This window comes from Pseudomonas sp. MT3, from assembly GCF_054720805.1.
Map to the genome: position 1 here is coordinate 45,153 of NZ_JBTVPY010000021.1, position 17,469 is coordinate 62,621.

17 protein-coding genes are annotated in these 17,469 nt (G+C 67.7%); 7 read left to right on the forward strand and 10 right to left on the reverse strand.

Features of this window, described 5'->3' with window-relative positions; genetic code table 11:
* Positions 1–136: 136 nt before the first annotated feature.
* The gene (locus tag ACYCAX_RS20205; protein ID WP_460248700.1) at positions 137–460 is read right to left on the reverse strand and encodes an antibiotic biosynthesis monooxygenase family protein; all 324 of its coding nucleotides are present in this window, start codon (positions 458–460) and stop codon (positions 137–139) included.
* Positions 457–1,191 (reverse strand): CTP synthase C-terminal region-related (seleno)protein, encoded by a 735-nt coding sequence (locus tag ACYCAX_RS20210; RefSeq protein ID WP_294975821.1) that lies wholly within the window; start codon positions 1,189–1,191, stop codon positions 457–459. The genes ACYCAX_RS20205 and ACYCAX_RS20210 overlap by 4 nt, the downstream gene beginning before the upstream one ends.
* Before the next feature lie 84 nt (positions 1,192–1,275).
* Here ACYCAX_RS20210 and ACYCAX_RS20215 point away from each other — a divergent pair, with 84 nt between their 5' ends.
* Positions 1,276–2,193 carry a LysR family transcriptional regulator gene (locus ACYCAX_RS20215; RefSeq protein ID WP_294975861.1) on the forward strand — a complete coding sequence of 306 codons (918 nt, stop codon included), beginning with the start codon at positions 1,276–1,278 and terminating at the stop codon, positions 2,191–2,193.
* A gap of 58 nt (positions 2,194–2,251) precedes the next feature.
* Here ACYCAX_RS20215 and ACYCAX_RS20220 read toward each other — a convergent pair whose 3' ends face one another.
* Complete coding sequence (locus ACYCAX_RS20220) at positions 2,252–2,614, reverse strand: hypothetical protein (RefSeq protein WP_294975817.1); 363 nt, start codon at positions 2,612–2,614, stop codon at positions 2,252–2,254.
* 226 nt (positions 2,615–2,840) lie between these two features.
* On the opposite strand from ACYCAX_RS20220, the gene ACYCAX_RS20225 reads away from it, so the two are divergent.
* Positions 2,841–3,167: an I78 family peptidase inhibitor gene (locus tag ACYCAX_RS20225; RefSeq protein ID WP_460248701.1), complete on the forward strand. Its 327-nt coding sequence runs from the start codon at positions 2,841–2,843 to the stop codon at positions 3,165–3,167.
* 91 nt (positions 3,168–3,258) lie between these two features.
* On the opposite strand, the gene ACYCAX_RS20230 is transcribed toward ACYCAX_RS20225, so the two are convergent.
* Positions 3,259–4,182 (reverse strand): LysR family transcriptional regulator, encoded by a 924-nt coding sequence (locus tag ACYCAX_RS20230; RefSeq protein ID WP_294975811.1) that lies wholly within the window; start codon positions 4,180–4,182, stop codon positions 3,259–3,261.
* Positions 4,183–4,300: 118 nt separating this feature from the next.
* Here ACYCAX_RS20230 and ACYCAX_RS20235 point away from each other — a divergent pair, with 118 nt between their 5' ends.
* Positions 4,301–5,050, forward strand: a complete 750-nt coding sequence (locus ACYCAX_RS20235; RefSeq protein WP_015476756.1) for a 3-oxoacyl-ACP reductase family protein — start codon at positions 4,301–4,303, stop codon at positions 5,048–5,050.
* A 53-nt stretch (positions 5,051–5,103) separates the two neighbouring features.
* Here the strand turns inward: ACYCAX_RS20235 and ACYCAX_RS20240 are convergent, their stop codons facing one another.
* Entirely contained in the window at positions 5,104–6,192 is a 1,089-nt protein-coding gene (locus ACYCAX_RS20240) for an FUSC family protein (protein WP_015476757.1), read from the reverse strand.
* Between the two features lie 275 nt (positions 6,193–6,467).
* Here ACYCAX_RS20240 and ACYCAX_RS20245 point away from each other — a divergent pair, with 275 nt between their 5' ends.
* Positions 6,468–8,531, forward strand: a complete 2,064-nt coding sequence (locus tag ACYCAX_RS20245) for a putative bifunctional diguanylate cyclase/phosphodiesterase (protein ID WP_460248702.1) — start codon at positions 6,468–6,470, stop codon at positions 8,529–8,531.
* On the opposite strand, the gene ACYCAX_RS20250 is transcribed toward ACYCAX_RS20245, so the two are convergent.
* Positions 8,515–9,381, reverse strand: coding sequence for a LysR family transcriptional regulator (locus ACYCAX_RS20250; RefSeq protein WP_015476759.1), 867 nt, complete (start codon positions 9,379–9,381; stop codon positions 8,515–8,517). The two genes, ACYCAX_RS20245 and ACYCAX_RS20250, sit on opposite strands and share 17 nt — an antisense overlap.
* 178 nt (positions 9,382–9,559) lie before the next feature.
* On the opposite strand from ACYCAX_RS20250, the gene ACYCAX_RS20255 reads away from it, so the two are divergent.
* The 3 genes from ACYCAX_RS20255 to ACYCAX_RS20265 are packed head-to-tail and all read left to right on the forward strand — an operon-like array spanning position 9,560 to position 11,886.
* Positions 9,560–10,198 (forward strand): ankyrin repeat domain-containing protein, encoded by a 639-nt coding sequence (locus tag ACYCAX_RS20255; protein ID WP_015476760.1) that lies wholly within the window; start codon positions 9,560–9,562, stop codon positions 10,196–10,198.
* Positions 10,199–10,228: 30 nt separating this feature from the next.
* A complete protein-coding gene (locus tag ACYCAX_RS20260; RefSeq protein ID WP_015476761.1) occupies positions 10,229–10,684 on the forward strand; it encodes a nucleoside deaminase in 456 nt (151 codons plus the stop codon).
* Positions 10,681–11,886 (forward strand): CynX/NimT family MFS transporter, encoded by a 1,206-nt coding sequence (locus ACYCAX_RS20265; protein WP_460248703.1) that lies wholly within the window; start codon positions 10,681–10,683, stop codon positions 11,884–11,886. The genes ACYCAX_RS20260 and ACYCAX_RS20265 overlap by 4 nt, the downstream gene beginning before the upstream one ends.
* Before the next feature lie 220 nt (positions 11,887–12,106).
* Here the strand turns inward: ACYCAX_RS20265 and ACYCAX_RS20270 are convergent, their stop codons facing one another.
* From ACYCAX_RS20270 to ACYCAX_RS20285, 4 genes are all read right to left on the reverse strand, one after another.
* Entirely contained in the window at positions 12,107–12,274 is a 168-nt protein-coding gene (locus tag ACYCAX_RS20270) for a hypothetical protein (RefSeq protein WP_015476763.1), read from the reverse strand.
* Positions 12,275–12,402: 128 nt separating this feature from the next.
* Entirely contained in the window at positions 12,403–12,612 is a 210-nt protein-coding gene (locus tag ACYCAX_RS20275; RefSeq protein WP_015476764.1) for a hypothetical protein, read from the reverse strand.
* Positions 12,613–12,844: 232 nt separating this feature from the next.
* Positions 12,845–14,260, reverse strand: a complete 1,416-nt coding sequence (locus ACYCAX_RS20280; protein WP_294975788.1) for an efflux transporter outer membrane subunit — start codon at positions 14,258–14,260, stop codon at positions 12,845–12,847.
* A complete protein-coding gene (locus ACYCAX_RS20285) occupies positions 14,257–17,460 on the reverse strand; it encodes an efflux RND transporter permease subunit (protein ID WP_015476766.1) in 3,204 nt (1,067 codons plus the stop codon). The genes ACYCAX_RS20280 and ACYCAX_RS20285 overlap by 4 nt, the downstream gene beginning before the upstream one ends.
* Positions 17,461–17,469: the final 9 nt, after the last annotated feature.

Sequence of the window (17,469 nt, forward strand, 5' to 3'; positions counted from 1 at the left end):
AGCGCACTCGGCGGGATGCGCAAGCGGCCCTCGCCGTCGATGGATCGCATGCCTCGGGGGCGGGTGACGCTCACCTGGCGCCATGTTTCCGAGGCCTCGCAGGCGGTATGGCCGATGGCCGGTAGCGGGCCGTCGTTCAGCGCTCGAAGCCGTAGGCGCGCTCGACCCTGCAGACCCGCACCTGGAAGCCGCTGTACCAGTCCTGCCGTCCGCGCCGCTGGGCGACGCGGTGCTCGCCTTCCTCCCGCCACTGGCGGATGGCGGCTTCGTCGCGCCAGTAGGAGACAGTGATGCCGAGTCCGTCGGCACCCCGTGCCGACTCGACGCCGAGAAAGCCGTCCTGCCGGGCAGCCAGCTCCAGCATGCGCGCGGCGGCGTCGGCGTAGCCTTGCTCCTGCTCGCTGCGCAGGGAGGTGAAGATCACCGCGTAGTAGGGCGGCTGGGGTGTGCGGGCGATCATGCGGGGCTCCCTGCGGTGGCGGCCGCGTGCCTGAAGGCGGCGCTGAGAAAGGCCTGGGCCAGCGGTACGCCGACCCCGGCGAGTGCCTTGCGCTCGGGTTGGAACAGGGTGGCGAGGAAGAACGGATGGTCCGTGGCCTCCAGCGCGCGGATGCTGCCGTCCTCGCCGTGGGCGCAGGCATGCAGGGCGCCGCCGAACAGCGCGTCCTGGAACTCGGGGTTCACCCCGTAGCTGCAGCGATAGCCTTCGCGGATGCTCGGCAGGCCGTAGATCGCCGCCAGGCGCGAACCGGGACTCAGCGCGATGGTTTCGCTGACGTCCAGCAGCGAGCAGGGCAGGGCATGGATCACCGTGCGTTCGGCCTCCGGGTCGGTCTCGCCGTGGGCGGCTTCCCGCCAGCCGAGCACCTGGCGGGCGCGTTCCAGCAGTGCGTGCTGGAAGCCGCCGCAGGTGCCGAGGAACGGCACGCCGTGGGTGCGCGCGTAGGTGATGGCGCGCAGCGCCCCCTCGGTCTCGCGGTAGGGGCTGCCGGGAATGCACCAGAAGCCGGCGTAGGCGTGCAGCGGCAGGCCGGCCGCCAGGCGCGGCGTATCCAGCCAGTCGACACGCAAGGTGCCGCTGTGGGGCAGCAGCGACTGCTGCAGTGCCAGGGGAATCGCCCAGTGCGCGATGACGCGGCTGTCACGGTCGCCGATCAAGCCGATACGCAGAACCTTCCGTCGCCGTCCCATGTGTGCTCCCCTTTGCGCCGAGGCCCATTGGCGGGCCGGTGGGAGCAATCTATAGTTGCGCTGGTGCAACCAAAATTGGCGGTTGTGCAATATCGGAGTGCGTCCATGCAATATCGTCTCGAGTACGCCGATCTCGCCCTGGTGCTGGCGCTGGTGCGCGGCGGCAGCCTGGCCCGCGCGGCGGAGTTGCTGGATGTGGATGTCTCCACGGTGTTCCGCGCCGTGCGCCGGTTGGAAAAGGCCCTGGGCAGCGCGCTGTTCGAGAAGGGTCGCCACGGCTACCTGCCGACCGCCACCGCCCAGCAGGTCGCCAGTCAGGCGGAGCTGGCCGAGCAGGCACTGGAGGCCGCGCGACTGAGCCTGGAGCAGGGGCACGACGTGCTCAGCGGTACCGTGCGCCTGACCTGTTCCGACACCGTGTTGCAGGGCCTGCTGTTGCCGGCGCTGGCGCGCTTCATGAAGCGTTACCCGGCGCTCAACCTGGAACTGACCACCTCCAACGCCTTCGCCAACCTGAGCCGGCGCGACGCCGACATCGCCCTGCGCCTGACCAGCTCGCCGCCGGAGCATCTCGTCGGACGCAACCTGGGCGACGTGCATTACGTCCTCTGCGCCCACCGCGACTACCTCGCCGAGCAGGGCAAGCGCCCCTGGCAGGACATGAGCTGGATCGCCCCGGACGACTTCCTGCCCGAGCACTCCAGCGTCGCCTGGCGCCGCCAGGCGTTCCCGGCGGTGGTCCCGGCCTACCGCTGCAACAGCATGCTCTCGGTGCTCGACTTGTGTCGCGCGGGGTTGGGGCTGGCGGCGTTGCCGGCCTTCCTGCTGCGGCCCGGCGATGGTCTGCGGGTGCTGGACGGCGAGCTGCGGGGGTGCAGCACCCACCTGTGGCTGCTGACCCGCCCGGACTGCCGCGCGCTGCGTGCGGTGGTGACGCTGTTCGAGGAGTTGGCCGGCAACCTGTCCATGAACTCGCGGGCAGGGGACGCTCACCCGGGCTAGCGTCCGGGTGCGTTGGCGCCGGAACGAAAGGCCCCGCGCGAAGCGGGGCCTTTGGCGATTACCAGTGGCGATAGCGCCCTGGCGGGCCGTAATAGGCTGGCCCGTAGTAGCGGGGCGCGTAATAGCGCGGGCCGTAGTAACGCGGCGCCGGCACCACCACCACGGGCCGATAGAGCGGAACCGGCCGGTAGTACACCGGCGGCGCTGGCGGGTAGTAGGCCACGGGCGGCGGCGCATAGTACGGCGCGGGAGGTGGGGCGTAGTACGGCGTTGGCGCGGAGCCGGCGACGATCGCTCCACCGACCACGGCGCCGACCACCGCGCCGATGGCGGCGGCATCGCTGTTGCTGTTGGCCGCTGCCTGTCCGGCGAGGGCCAGGCAACCGCAGAGTACGGCGAACCGGGAAAGACAGCGAAGCATGATGTACCTCCTGGGACTCCGGCAGGGAGCCCGTTATCCATGAGACATCTGCCCGCGGGGAAGCGTAAGTCCGCCCAGTGTAAAAGTTGTGTAAAACGCAGCGTGCGGCTCTGCGCCGGGCTTTCAGTGCAGCAGGTTGCAATACTTCAATGCCCCCGTTAGGGGCTTCATGCTGGTAAGGTGGCGCTTTTCACGCTTTTCACACATCTCATCAGGGAGACGTTCCATGCCCTTGAACCGAGTGACCCTGCTGTCGCTTTTCGCCGTGGCCGCACTGGCCGGTTGCAGCTCCAAGGATTCCTCGTCCGACACCAGCACCCAGGCGTCGGAGACGCCGCCGGCCATGACCGGCATCTGTGACGCCAAGGCCGTGCAATCGCTGGTCGGCAAGACCATCGACGCGAACCTGACCGAACAGGCCCGGCGCGATGCCGGCGCCAGCGTGGCGCGCGTGCTGCACCCGCACCAGCCGGTCACGATGGAGTACAACTCCCAGCGCCTGAACATCGATGTCGATGAACGCCAGGTGGTGCGGCAGGTCAACTGCGGCTGATTGCCAATGCCAGAACAGAGCCCCGCATTGCGGGGCTTTTCATTGACCGGGGGGCAATCTGCCCGGCCCGCGCCGTGGGGAGGCGGAACGGTCAGATCGCCGAGAATCGCTGCCCCAGCCCCGTCTCGCGGAAATGCTCGACGACGCACTCGACGAAGACGCGGGTCTTGGCCGGCAGGAGCTTCTGTGCCGCGTAGTAGATGGCGGTGTTGCCGGCGTCGACGTACCACTCCGGCAGTACCCGGACCAATCGGCCATCCTCCAGGTACGGCAGCGCGTGCTGCATGCTGACCAGGGTGATGCCCAGCCCCATGAGGGCGGCGACGCAGGCGGCTTCCGGGTCGCTCAGGGTCATGCGCTCCTTCAGCGCGATGGGCGCCTGGACGTACTGGCGGTTGACCAGCGGCCAGGGGCGCACCCGGCCGGTCTGCGGCGAGCGGATACGGAGGCCGTCATGGCTGGGCAGGTCGCTCGGGTAACGGATCGGCGGATGGGCAGCGAGATAGGCCGGGGAGGCCAGCAGTACCATGTGCGCCGGCGACAGCTTGCGCGCCACCACGCCGGGCGGCAGTTCGAAGCCGCCGCCGATGGCGGCGTCGAAGCCTTCGGCGATCAGGTCCACCTGGCGGTTGTCGAAGTGCCAGTCCGGGCGGATCGCCGGGTAGCGTCCGAGGAAATCCGGTAGCAGCGGCAGGATGTAGTCGCGGCCGAACACCAGTCCCATGCTCACTTTCAGTACGCCGCTGGGCTGGCCGTCGGCGCTGGCCAGGTTGGCGATGGCGCTCTGCAGGCTGGCCAGGCCGCCGCTGGCCTCATCGAGGAAGCGCTCGCCGGCCTCGGTCAGCGCCAGGCTGCGGGTGCTGCGCTGGAACAGCCGCACGCCCAGGTTGGTTTCCAGCCGGGCGACATTCTTGCTCACCGCCGCCGGCGTCAGGCCCATGCGCCGCGCGGCGGCGGCAAAGCTGCCGGCCTCGGCGCTGCGCACGAAGCATTCGATACTGATCAGGCTTTCCATGACGGGATTCCGGACATTCTGTATCGACTGAATATAGTGATTACCGGCTACTGCGTGCGTGTTCGGGAGAGGAGACTGGTCGTGTCGAATTTCTCCCACCTCAGTCACGGAGTCTCACATGAGCACGAATCAACCTCTCGCCGGCAAAGTCGCATTCATCCAGGGCGGCTCCCGCGGCATCGGTGCCGCCATCGCGCAGCGCCTGGCCAATGAAGGCGCCGCCGTGGCCTTCACCTACGTCAGTTCGGCGCAGAAGGCGCAGGACCTCGCCGCCAGCATCGAAGCCGCCGGTGGCCGCGCCCTGGCGATCCAGGCCGACAGCGCCGACGCCGCCTCCGTGCAGGCGGCCATCGACAGCGCCGCCCGGCATTTCGGCCGTATCGACATCCTGGTGAACAACGCCGGCGTGCTGGCCATCGCACCGCTGGACGAGTTCAGCCTGGACGACTTCGACCGCACCCTGGCGGTGAACGTGCGCAGCGTCTTCGTCGCCACCCAGGCCGCCGCGCGGCACATGGGCGAGGGCGGCCGGATCATCACCATCGGCAGCACCAATGCCGAACGCATGCCCTTCAGCGGCGGTGGCGTCTATGCCATGAGCAAGTCGGCGATCGTCGGCCTGACCCGTGGCCTGGCCCGCGACCTCGGTCCGCGCGGCATCACCGTCAACAACGTGCAGCCCGGCCCAGTGGACACCGATATGAACCCGGACCAGGGCGAGTTCGCCGAGACCCTCAAGGGCCTGATGGCGGTCGGCCGCTACGGCCGCGCGGAGGAGATCGCCGCGTTCGTTGCCTACCTGGCGGGCCCGGAAGCCGGCTATGTCACGGGCGCCAGCCTGACCATCGATGGCGGCTTTGCGGCCTGATGGGTTGAGCAGGCGTTGAGCGCCGGCCCGGAGCGCAAGCCGCCGGGCCGGGCTCAGATGCGGTCGCGGCTCTGGATGTTCCAGTGCACCGCCGTGGCGGCGAGTTTCTCCGAGAGTATTTCCACCTGTTCGTACAGGCGCAGCGTCAGCCAGTAGAAGCCTTGCTTCTCGAAGGAGTCGGTGAGGTTGAGCGGGCGCGCGGGCAGGTTCTCCAGGCCCTGGCAGGCCTGCACCAGTTTGCTGGTGCGGCTGAATTTCAGGGCGTGAGCCGATTGCAGCAGCAGGCGGCCGATCAGTTGCCGGTGATGATCCAGGCTCGGCGGCACCGGTTCGATCTCGCCGGCCTGGGCGGCGAACTGGCGCGAGGCGATCAGCGATTCGAGGGTGCCCATCACCGCGCGGTGGATGCGCTGGATGATTTCCAGGTCGCGCATCGGCATCCCGGTCTCCCGCGCCACCGGTCCCAGGTGGGCGCGCGAGGCCACCAGGCGGTGGTCCAGTTCCTCCAGTTGGCGGGCGAAATGCTCCGGGGTGAAGTCGTGGTTGGACGACAACTGCCCATACAGGTGCGCGCAGGCCCGCAGGTTGTCCGAGAGCAGGTAGCGCCAGACGTAGACCGCCCGCAGCGGGTAGATCTGCGAGAACAGCAGGGACACGGCGACCCCGATCAGGACGTTGGCCGAGCGCCACAGCCCTTCGGTGAAGCCGGTTTCCCCCGGCCCCGCGACGATGCACAGGGTGATTCCCGCGAGCAGCGCGACGTAGCCGGGGCGGCGGATGGCGAAGAACGCCGAGGCGGCGCCCAGCACCGACATCAGCAGGTAGGCCAGGAGCTGGGAGCGGGTCTGGTCGTAGACGGCGATCACGCACAGGCCCAGCGCCGCGCCGACCAGAGTGCCGACCACCCGTTCGTAGGACTTGCCGCGAATGGTGCCCTGATGCACCAGCCCGCCCATTACCACCAGCACCGTCACCGAGGCCCAGAGGCCGTGGGGCAGCTTCAGTGCGCTGGTCAGCAGCATCGAGGCCAGCAGCGCCAGGCCGACCCGGATGCAGTGGATCCAGGCGGCGTAGCGGTAGCGGGTGTAGGGGTTGGCCAGGCGACGGAAGGGCAGGCTGAGGCTTGAGGGTTGCTTCGCCAAGGGAAGCGGCTCCTGTGCGGGCGGTGGCGATGCAGCAAGGTTAGCCGGTCCCGGCGGTATCGGGGGATGGCTGGTCAATGCCCGCACTATTCGTGGCCGACGAAGCCGTAGTCGCGTTGGCCGAACCGCCAGTGCCGCAGCACGTCCTTGTTCAGGGTGGAACGGCGTGGCGCGGATGGCGACGAACAGAAGTCGTTGCCAGTGTTTTGCCACCAGGCTTTTCGCTAGAATCCGGACCTTTTGCGCGCCTCGTCGTGCGTGCCTAGAGAGTCCCCATGCTGACTGGCAGTTACGATCCTTCCCTGGTCCTGATATCGCTCTGCGTGGCGATCCTGGCGTCCTACACCGCCCTCGACCTCGCCGGCCGGATCGCCACCGCCAGGGGCTGGCCGACGCTGTTGTGGATCGGCGGCGGCGGGGTGGCGATGGGGATCGGCGTCTGGTCGATGCACTTCATCGGCATGCTCGCCTTCAGCCTGCCCATCGCGCTGGGCTATGACCTGACCCTCACGCTGCTGTCGCTGGCCATCGCCGTGCTCAGCTCGGGGTTCGCCCTGGCGCTGGTCAGCCAGGAGCGCCTGCCGCCGTGGCAACTGGTGCTCGGCGCCCTGGCGATGGGCGCCGGCATCAGTTGCATGCACTACCTGGGGATGTACGCGATGCTCATGCAGCCGGGCATCGACTACGACCCGCTGTTGTTCGGCCTGTCGCTGGTGGTCGCTGTGCTCGCCTCGGGGGCGGCGCTGTACATCGCCTTCCGTCTGCGCCGCAACACACCCTACGTGCGCCTGGTACGAGCCGGCGCCGCGCTGGTGATGGGGGTTGCGATCGTCGGCATGCACTACACCGGCATGGCCGCGGCGCGCTTCCCCGACGGCAGTTTCTGCGGCGCGGCGCCCAGCGGACTGGGCAATGACTGGATGGCGGTGCTGGTCATCGTCGTCACCCTCGCGGTGATCGGCATCGCCCTGCTGACCTCGGTGCTCGATGCGCGGCTGGAATCGCGTACCGCGCTGCTCAGCTCATCGCTGGCGCAGGCCAACCAGGAGCTGACCCAACTGGCCCTGCACGACAACCTGACGCGTCTGCCCAACCGCGTGCTGCTGGAGGATCGCATCGAGCAGTTGGTCGGCAAGGTGCAGCGCGGCGGTGGGCATTTTGCGCTGATGTTCCTCGATCTGGATGGTTTCAAACCGGTCAACGATGCCTTCGGCCATCACGTCGGCGACCTGCTGCTCAAGGACGTCGCCCGCCGTCTGTGCGACAACCTGCGCAGCGAAGACACGGTGGCGCGCATCGGTGGCGACGAATTCGTCCTGCTGGTGGAACTGGTCGAACCGGAAGACGCGGTGAGCATCGCCAGCCAGCAGATCAACCTGCTGGCGCAGCCGTTCCAGGTGGCCGGCCAGGAGCTGCGCATCGCCGCCAGCATCGGCATTGCGCTCTATCCCGGCGATGGCGCCAGCCAGCAGGAACTGCTGCGCAATGCCGACGCCGCGATGTACCACGCCAAGGGCAATGGCAAGAACGGCTACAGCTTCTTCGAGCAGTCGATGAACACCAATGCCCGCAACCACCTGCAACTGCTCCACGACCTGCGCACGGCGCTGGCGCGGGGCGAGTTCGTCCTGCATTACCAGCCCAAGTTCGCCGCCAGCGGCGAACCCGTTGGCGCCGAAGCGCTGCTGCGCTGGCAGCATCCGCAGCGCGGCCTGCTGATGCCCGATACCTTCATCGCCCTGGCCGAGCGCACCGGGCTGATCATCCCCATCGGCGACTGGGTGCTGGACGAAGCCTGCCGGCAGATGAGCCTGTGGTATGCCCAGGGTTACCGCGACTGGCGTGTGGCGGTGAACCTCTCGGCGTTGCAGTTCTGCAATGCCGAGCTGGTGGATGCGGTGGCCGGCGCCCTGGGCCGCTATCAGTTGCCAGCCAACTGCCTGACCCTGGAAATCACCGAGACCACGGCGATGCGCGACGCCGATGCGAGCCTGGCAATCCTCGGCCGCCTGGCGGACATGGGCGTGGACCTGTCCATCGATGATTTCGGCACCGGCTATTCCAGCCTGCTGTACCTCAAGCGCCTGCCGGCCAACGAGCTGAAGATCGACGGCGGCTTCGTCCGCGACCTGGAGCACGACAGCGACGATGCGGCGATCGTCTCGGCCATCGTCGCGCTGGGCCAGGCGCTGGAGTTGCGGATCGTCGCCGAGGGGGTGGAAACGCCGCGCCAGCAGGACTTCCTCACCCGCCTGGGGTGCGATTCGCTGCAGGGCTTCCTGCTCGGCAAGCCGGCGCCGGCCGAACAGTTCCTCGACCACCTCAGCGCGCTGGCGTGACCTCGGCGAGCTGTGCGCACAGGCTGCGCAGTTGCTCGTACAGGCTGCGCCCCGCGCTGCCCAGTTCGGGGCGGGCGTAGAGCGCCAGTTCCAGCCCGTCGATCGGCGCGAAGCCCTGTATGGCATCGAGCCGCCGGTGTCCGGCGTGACGGCCGCGCAACGGCAACAGGCTGACGCCCATCCCGGCCGCCACCGCCGCCGACAGGCTGGCCAGGCTGCCGCTGCTGTAGCTGATGCGCCAGCGCCGCCCGCTGGCTTCCAGGGCGTGGATCATCTCCTGGCGGTACAGCGCGCCGAGCGGGAATACCACCAGCGGCAGGGGATCGCGGGCGGCGGCGGGGTTGTCGGCGCTGTCCAGCCAGGCCAGCGGCTCCGGCCAATGCGCCAGGCAGTCGCTGTCGGCGCCCCATTGCTTGACCAGCGCCAGGTCCAGCTCGCCGCTGCGGTACTGGCGCAGCAACTCCTGGCTGAGGCCGCTGGAGACTTCCAGGCGCAGGCGCGGACGCTCCGCGCTGAAGGCCGCCAGCAGCGGCATCATGCGTTCACCGGCGAAGTCCTCGGGCATCCCCAGGCGCAGCACGCCTTCGCTGTGCTCGCTGCTCAACGCCTCGCGGGCCTCGCCGCCGAGCTGGAGGATGCGCCGGGCATAGCCGAGCAGGCGTTCACCCTGTTCGGTGGGCAGCACCTGGCGCTGGCTGCGGTCCAGCAGGCGGCAGTCCAGGCTCTGTTCCAGCCGCAGGATCTGCTGGCTGACGGTGGATTGGGTCAGGTGCAGCAGTTCGGCGGCACGGGTGAAGTTGCCGGCGTCCACCACCATCACGAAGCTGCGCAGCAGATTGGGATCTAGCATTCTTTTTCCCACTGAAAGTCATGATTCTATTTAATTTCAACATAGAACCTCCCTTCGTCATACTGTCGACATTCTTTTCGGGGCTGTTGCCGCTTCGTCGTGCCTGCCGGTGGCTGTATTCCGCACGGCGAGCATCCCAGCAGCCTCTGGGCACGACAGCCGACAAGGGGGAGCGCCAATGGACATGCCAACCACCATCCAGACCGAAGACGTGCACAGCCGCGCGGCAGCGGAGGCCCTGCTGGGCGCCGCCAGCGCGGGCCGCGAGGAAGACGTGGCCACGCTGCTCAAGCGTGGTGTGCCGGTCGACGTTAGCGACAGCCAGGGCAACACGCCGCTGCTCCTGGCCACCGCCCATGACCGCCTCGGCGTCGCTCGCCTGCTGGTCGCCGCCGGTGCCGACGTCAATCGGCAGAATCGTATCCACGACAGCGCCTACCTGCTGGCCGGCGCCTCGGGACGCCTGGAAATCCTCAGGCTGACCCTGGCCAACGGCGCCGACCTGCGCAGCACCAACCGCTATGGCGGCACCGCGCTGATCCCGGCCTGCGAGCGCGGCCATGTGGAGGTAGTGGAGACGCTGCTCAAGGCGGGCGTTGATCCGGACCACGTCAACAGGCTCGGCTGGACCGGACTGCTCGAAGCCATCCTGCTCAGCGACGGCGGCCCGCGCCACCAGGCCATCGTGCAACGACTGATCAACGCCGGAGCGAACCTGAACCTGGCCGACAACGACGGCATCACGCCGCTGCAATACGCCTACCAGCGCAACCAGACCGCCATCGCCAGGATGCTGGAAGCCGCCGGCGCGCACTGAGTCCATGCCGAATCCTTGAAGAGAACTGCCATGCAACACGACGACTTCATGCGCGAGGCCTGCAAACTGGCCAGCGACAATATCGAGGCCGGCGGCCGTCCCTTCGGCGCCGTGCTGGTCAAGCACGGGCAGGTGATCGCCCGCGCCGCCAACTCCATTCACCTGGACCACGACCCGACCGGCCACGCCGAACTGCTGACCATTCGCCGCGCGTCCGCCGTGCTCGGCACGCCGCGCCTGGAAGGCTGCGTGATCTACGCCAGCGGCCACCCGTGCCCGATGTGCCTGGCGGCCATGCACCTGTGTGGCGTCGAGGCGGCGTACTTCGCCTATTCGAATGACGAAGGCGAGCCATTCGGCCTGTCCACCGCCGGGGTCTACCAGCAGATGACCCTGCCGCCGCAGCAGCAGGCGCTGCCGCTGCGACCCCTGCGGCCGGTCGGGGAAGAGGGACTCTACGCGCGCTGGCAGGCGCGCCGCGCATGAGCCGCAGCATCGCCATGCCGGCGGACGATGCGGCCCGTACCGGCTGGATCGGTCTCCTGGTTATCGTCGCGCTGGGTATCAACTTGCGACCGATCCTCACCTCCATCGGCCCTTTGCTCACCGATATTCGCGACGCCACCGGCCTGGGCTTCCAGGGCGCCTCGATGCTCACGGTGCTGCCGGTACTGTGCATGGGCCTGTTCGCCCTGGCCTTGCCTTGGGTCGGCCCGCGCCTGGGCGAAAGCCGTGGCGTGGTCGCCGGCCTGCTGGCCATCGGCGCCGCCTGCTTCTGGCGCCTGCTGCTGGACAGCGGGTTCGCCCTGATCGCCAGCGCCGTGCTGGCCGGTACCGGCGTAGCGATCATCCAGGCGTTCGTGCCGGGAGTGATCAAGCGCTGGTTCCCGCACAAGGTGCCGTCGGCGATGGGGCTGTATTCGGCCTCGCTGATGGCCGGCGGCGGCAGCGCCGCGGTGCTGGCGCCGGTGGTGTCGGAGCATTTCCATCGCTGGCAGGACGGCCTCGGCGCCTGGTTGCTGCTGGCGGTGCTCGGGTTGCTGTTGTGGGCGGTCGCGCGCCCGCGCGAAACGCCGGTGGCCACGCCGCCGCGGCAGGCGGTGCAGCATTACTTCGGCAGCCGTCGCGCCTGGTTGCTGGCGTTGTATTTCGGGGTGATCAATGGCGGCTACACCAGCATGGTGGCCTGGTTGCCGGTGTATTACCGCCAGTTGGGCTGGAGCGCCCAGGCCAGCGGAGGGCTGATCGGCCTGATGACCATCTTCCAGGTGATCGCCGCACTGACCATCCCGGTGCTGAGCCGTGGTTCGCAGGATCGGCGCGGCTGGCTGAGCCTGTGCCTGCTGGTCCAGCTCGCCGGCTTCGCCGGGCTGATCGCATCGCCCCTGCATCTCTCCGGCCTCTGGGCGGCGCTGATCGGCTACGGCCTGGGCTCGTGCTTCGCCCTGAGCCTGACGCTGACCCTCGACCATCTGCCCGATCCGGGGGCGGCGGGGCGGCTGGCGGCCTTCGTGCAGGGCATCGGCTTCATCGTCACCGGGATCATTCCCTACGTGACCGGCGCGCTGCGCGACAGCACCGGCAGCTTCCAGGCCTCCTGGATACTGCTGGCGGTGTCGGTGGTGGCGATGCTGGGGGTAACGCTGCGCTTCTCGCCCAAGGGCTATGCGCGGGCGATGGGCCAGTAAGCGACCGGGTAATTTCCACGGCGCCCGCCGGGCGCCATTCGCGGACCTTGTCCGCGAAGGCCAGCCATTACACCCATGCTGCAGGCTGAACACCTGTAGGAGCGAGGGGGCGCCTAGCCCTTGCTCGCGAACCGCCCAACACCGATGCGCTCGGGCAGTCCTGTCCGCGAGCAAGCCCGCTCCTACGAAAAGCAGGAGCTCGGAGCAGGACAGCCCCTCGCTACACCGAGGTGGCCAGGTAGATCCGGTAGGTGATGATCGACAGCATGCTCAACACGCCGATCCACATCAGCAGGACGCCTGTGCCCCGTTCGCGGATGGTGTAGCCGATCCCCAGCATGAACATGCCGAAAACGATGATGGCGAGGGTGACGAGGATGGAGTCCATGAAATGTCCTTGTCGCAGTGTTCCGATAGATGAAGTTTAGGCCAGCGCCGCCTCAAATTCGCGTGATCCACGGCAGCCGGGCGGGCGGATGATAGCCGCTTGGTCGCGGTTGCCCAAGCCGCTGTCGCTCATGCCTGATCTTCCGGTCGACGGATCAGCCGGTGGGCCTTGAGTGTCAGGTACAGGCCACAGGAACGCTGTTCGAGATACCCCAGGTGGACGAGCAGGTCGCTCAGGCGAGGATGAATCGCCGTGCCGTGTTGCACGTCGGTGAGGAGTTTGCGCAGCTCGCTGTCCGAATAGCTGGGGAAGGGTGGATTCCTTCGTTCTGTGCTCATGGTGATCTTTTCCCTGTTGCGGTTTCTATCAGTCTGCGTCCAAGGACTGTTCGGCGTATTTGCATTGCCATCGGAAAATACCGATCGATAGATCAGCATCCGACAGATTTCAGAACCCCGGCATGTTCCGTTCGTGGGAGCCGCGCGGGGCGCTCATAAAAAAGCCCCACGGCCAGGAGCGCAGACCGCGGGGCTGGAAAGGTCGAGGTCGTCTCGACCGGGGGAGGATCGATCAGGCCGACGGCTGCCAGCCGCCGCCGAGGGCCTTGTAGATGGCGACGATGCCGCGATAGACATCCACTTCCGCCAGGGCCTGGGCGTCCTCGGCGGCCAGTTGTTCGCGCTCGGCGTCCAGCAGGTTGAGGAAGTCCACGGTGCCCTCGCGGTACTGCAGGCCGGCCTGTTGCGCTGCGTTGCGGCTGGCTTCGGACTGGCGCACCAGCGACACCAGGCGCTGCTGGCGCTTGCCGTAGTCGCTGAAGGCGTTCGACGACTCTTCCAGGGCCAGCAGGACCTGCTGCTCGTAGGTCGCCAGGGCGCCGTCGGCGTCGGCCTTGGCGGCGCGCAGGCGGGCCCGCACACTGCCCAGGTCGAAGGCCGCCCAGGTGATGCTCGGGGCCACGCCCCAGGCGCTGGCGGCGGACGAGCCGATCTGCGAGCCACGCCCGGCGGTGTAGCCGAGGAAGCCACCGAGGCTGACTTTGGGGAACAGGTCGGCGGTGGCCACGCCCACGTCCGCGGTGGCGGCTGCCAGGCGGCGTTCGGCGGAAGCGACGTCCGGCCGGCGGCGCAGCAGCTCGCCCGGATCGCCGATGGGCAGGGCCTTGGCGATGGCCGGCAGCTTCTTCGGCGACAGGTCCACGGAGAGCGTGTCCGGGCGCTGGCCGAGGAGGGTGGCGATGCGGTTGCGCTGGCGCACTTCCTCGGCCTGCAGTTGCGGCACGCTGGCTTCGGTGGCGGCCAGGCGCGCTTCGGCGCGCTGTACGTCCAGCTCGCTGCCGACACCGGCGTCGCGCAGCTGGATGGTCAGGTTGCGGGACTCGCGCTGATTCTCCAGGTTGCTCCTGGCGATGCTCTCGCGCAGTTGCGCGCCACGCAGTTGCCCATAGGCATCGGCCAGCTCGGCGATCAGGCTGACCTGCAACTGCTGCAGGTCGGCCATCGTCGCTTCGCTCAGCGCGTCGCTGGATTCCAGCTGGCGCCGCACGCGGCCGAACAGGTCGACTTCCCAGATCATGTCCAGGCCCAGGTCGTAGCGCTCCTGGTTGACCCGGTCTTCGGTCTGGCCGGGCACCTGGCCCTTGCCGACCTGGCCTTCGGCGCGGCTGGTGACCGTGGGGAAACGGTCATTGGCAATGTCGTCGCGGATCGCCCGCGACGCCAGCACGCGGGCATAGGCCACGCGCAGCTCGCGGTTTTCCTTGAGGGCCTGGTCGACCAGCTGGGTCAGCACCGGGTCGTCGAACTGCTTCCACCAGGCGTCTTCGAAGCGGGTGCGGTCATAGCCTTGCGCGGTGCCGTCGGTAGCGACCTTGGCCGGCTCGGTGGCGGGTTTCTGGTAGTCGGGGCCGACCATGCATGCGCTGAGGGCCAGCGCAAGCAGGGAGGGGACGAACAGTTTCACGGCACTCATGTTGATGACGCTCATGCCTGGTGGGCCTCGTTGTGGGTCGTGTGGCTCAGGGCGGCACGCGCCTGTTTCTTCGCTTCACGGGCCTCCATGAAGCGGCGGATCAGCACATAGAAGACCGGGGTCAGCAGCAGGCCGAAGAAGGTCACGCCGAGCATCCCGGAGAACACCGCGACGCCCATCGCATGGCGCATTTCGGCGCCGGCGCCGGACGACAGCACCAGCGGCACCACGCCCATGATGAAGGCGATGGAGGTCATCAGGATCGGGCGCAGACGCAGGCGGCAGGCTTCCAGTACCGCGCTGATGCGGTCCATGCCTTCGTCCTGTTTGTCCTTGGCGAACTCGACGATCAGGATCGCGTTCTTGCACGCCAGGCCCACCAGTACGATCAGGCCGATCTGGGTGAAGATGTTGTTGTCGCCACCGGACAGGATCACCCCCGCGATGGCCGACAGCAGGGTCATCGGCACGATCAGGATCACCGCCAGCGGCAGGCCCCAGCTCTCGTACAGCGCGGCCAGCACCAGGAAGGCGAGCAGCACGCAGAGCGGGAACACGTAGATCGCGGAGTTGCCGGCGAGGATCTGCTGGTAGGTCAGGTCGGTCCACTCGAAGGTCATGCCGTTGGGTAGTTCCTGCTTCAGCAGTCGCTCGATCGCCGCTTCCGCCTGGCCGGAACTGTAGCCCGGCGCGGCGGCGCCGTTGATCTCGGCGGTGATGAAGCCGTTGTAGTGCATCACCCGGTCGGGGCCGGAGGTGTCGCTGATCTTGATGAAGGTGGCCAGCGGAACCATCTCGCCCAGGTTGTTGCGCACCTTCAGTTGGCCGATCTGCTCGGGTTCCAGGCGGAAGCGCTGGTCGGCCTGGACGTTCACCTGGTAGGTGCGGCCGAAGCGGTTGAAGTCGTTGGTGTACAGCGAGCCCAGGTAGACCTGCAGGGTGTCGAAGATGTCGCTGATCGCAACCCCGTGGGTCTTGGCCTTCTCGCGGTCGATGGCGGCGTCCACCTGCGGTACGTTCACCTGATAGCTGGTGAACAGCGACATCGGGTCGAGTTCCGGCAGCTCGCGGGCCTTGGCCAGGATGTTCTGGGTCTGGCTGTAGAGCTCCTCGTAACCCAGGTTGCCACGGTCTTCCACTTGCAGGCGGAAGCCGCCGATGGTGCCCAGCCCCTGTACCGGCGGCGGCGGGAAGATGGCGATGTAGGCGTCCTGGATGTCGGTGAACTGCTGGTTCAGCTCGGCGGCGATTTCACCGGCGGACATGCCCGGCCCCTTGCGCTGGCCGAAGTCCTTCAGCGTGGTGAAGACGATGCCGCTGTTGGGGCTGTTGGTGAAGCCGTTGATCGACAGGCCGGGGAAGGCCACGGTGCTCTCGATGCCCGGATGCTTGCCGGCGATTTCCGACATGCGCTTGATGACGTCTTCGGTGCGGTCCAGCGTGGCGGCGTCGGGCAACTGGGCGAAGGCCACCAGGTACTGCTTGTCCTGCTGCGGCACGAAACCGGTCGGGGTGCTGGAGAAGCCCAGGTAGGTCAGGCCGATCAGTCCCGCATAGAGGATCAGTGCGATGGAGCTGCCGCGCAGCACGCGGGTGACGGTGCCGACGTAGCCGTGGCTGGCGCGGTCGAAGAAGCGGTTGAACGGACGGAACAGCCAACTGCCCAGCAGCTTGTCGAGCAGCACCGAGAAACGGTCCTTCGGTTCGTGGTGTCCCTTGAGCAGCACGGCGGACAGCGCCGGCGACAGGGTCAGCGAGTTGAACGCGGAGATCACCGTGGAAATCGCGATGGTCAGCGCGAACTGCCGGTAGAACTGCCCGGTGAGGCCGGAGATGAACGCGGTGGGGATGAACACGGCGCACAGCACCAGCGCGGTGGCGATGATCGGCCCGGTCACTTCCTTCATGGCGCGCTTGGTCGCCTCGATGGGCGTGAGTCCCAGCCCGATGTTCCGCTCGACGTTCTCCACCACCACGATGGCGTCGTCCACCACGATGCCGATGGCCAGTACCAGGCCGAACAGCGACAGCGCGTTGAGCGAGAAACCGAAGAAGTGCATCACCGCGAAGGTGCCGATCAGCGACACCGGCACCGCGGCCAGCGGGATGATCGAGGCGCGCCAGGTCTGCAGGAACAGCACGACCACCAGCACCACCAGCACCAGGGCTTCGAACAGGGTGTGCACCACCGCTTCGATGGAGCCGCGGACGAAGATGGTCGGGTCATAGACGATGGAGTAGTCCACGCCCTGCGGGAAGTTCTTCTTCAGCTCGGCCATCTTCTCGCGCACCTCGTTGGAGATGGCGATGGCGTTGGAGCCGGGACGCTGGAAGATCGGCAGGGCCACGGCCGGCTGGTTGTTCAGCAGCGAGCGCAGGGCGTACTGGTTGGAGCCGAGTTCGATGCGGGCAATGTCCTTCAGGCGGGTGATCTCGCCGTCCGGGCCGCTGCGGATGATGATGTTCTCGAACTCTTCCTCGGTGACCAGGCGGCCCTGGGTGTTGATCGATAGCTGGAAGCTGGTGGCGCTGGGCGCGGGCGGCGCGCCGAGGGAACCGGCGGCGACCTGGCGGTTCTGCTCGCGGATCGCCTGCACCACGTCGCTGGCGGTGAGGTTGCGCGAGGCGACCTTGTTCGGGTCCAGCCAGACGCGCAGGGAGTAGTCGCCCATGCCGAACAACTGCACGTCGCCCACGCCGTCCAGGCGCGCCAACTCGTCCTTGATGTTGAGGATGGCGTAGTTGGACAGGTAGAGCATGTCGTAGCGGTTATCCGGCGAGGTCAGGTGCACGACCATCGTCAGGTCGGGAGAAGCCTTGTCGACGGTGATGCCGATGCGGGTGACTTCCTCCGGCAGTTTGGGCTCGGTGCGGGTCACGCGGTTCTGCACCTGTACCTGCGCATTGTCCAGGTCGGTGCCCAGGGCGAAGGTGATGGTCAGGGTCATCTTGCCGTCGGCGGTGGACTGCGAGGACATGTAGAGCATGTTCTCGACGCCGGTGATGGCCTGTTCCAGCGGCGCGGCGACGGTCTCGCCGATCACCTTGGGGTTGGCGCCGGGGAAGTTGGCGCGCACCACCACGGTGGGCGGCACGACCTCGGGGTATTCGCTGATCGGCAGCTGGAACAGCGAGATGGCCCCGCCGATCAGGATGATCAGCGAGAGCACGGCGGCGAAGATCGGCCGCTGGATGAAGAATTGCGAAAAGTTCATGGCTGGTTC